Source organism: Pararhizobium mangrovi (assembly GCF_006516965.1).
Taxonomy (GTDB): Bacteria; Pseudomonadota; Alphaproteobacteria; order Rhizobiales; family Rhizobiaceae; genus Pararhizobium_B; species Pararhizobium_B mangrovi.
In genome coordinates this window covers 1-409 of sequence record NZ_VHLH01000068.1, presented here as the reverse complement: position 1 = coordinate 409, position 409 = coordinate 1, and the positions used below count along the sequence as shown (strand labels likewise).

Annotated in this window: 1 protein-coding gene; it reads left to right on the top strand. The window is 65.8% G+C overall.

Going from position 1 to position 409, the window contains the following annotated elements; all coding sequences use genetic code 11:
- A partial coding sequence (locus tag FJU11_RS18200) for a DDE-type integrase/transposase/recombinase (RefSeq protein WP_141168490.1) occupies window positions 1-409 on the top strand: 409 nt, incomplete at both ends.

Sequence of the window (409 nt, the reverse complement as noted above, 5' to 3'; positions counted from 1 at the left end):
GATCCATCTCGACATCAAGAAGCTCGGCCGCTTCGAACACGTCGGCCATCGCATCACCGGCGACCGCACACGGCAGAGTTCACGCAGGGGCCAGGCTTGGGGCAAGAGGCGGGGTGCAGGCTGGGAGTATGTCCACGTGGCGATCGACGACGCCTCGCGCATCGCCTTCTCGCAGATCATGCCCGACGAGAAGGCCGTCAGCGCCGTCGCCTTCCTCAAGGCCGCCGTCGCCTACTACGAAAGCCTCGGCATCACCGTCGAGCGCGTCATGACCGACAATGGTCCCTGCTACACCTCCAAGGCCTTCCGCGCCGCCTGCCGAAAGCTCGGGCTCAAGCATGTCCGCACCCGACCCTATACGCCCAGGACCAACGGCAAGGCAGAGCGCTTCATCCAGACGGCCCTGCGC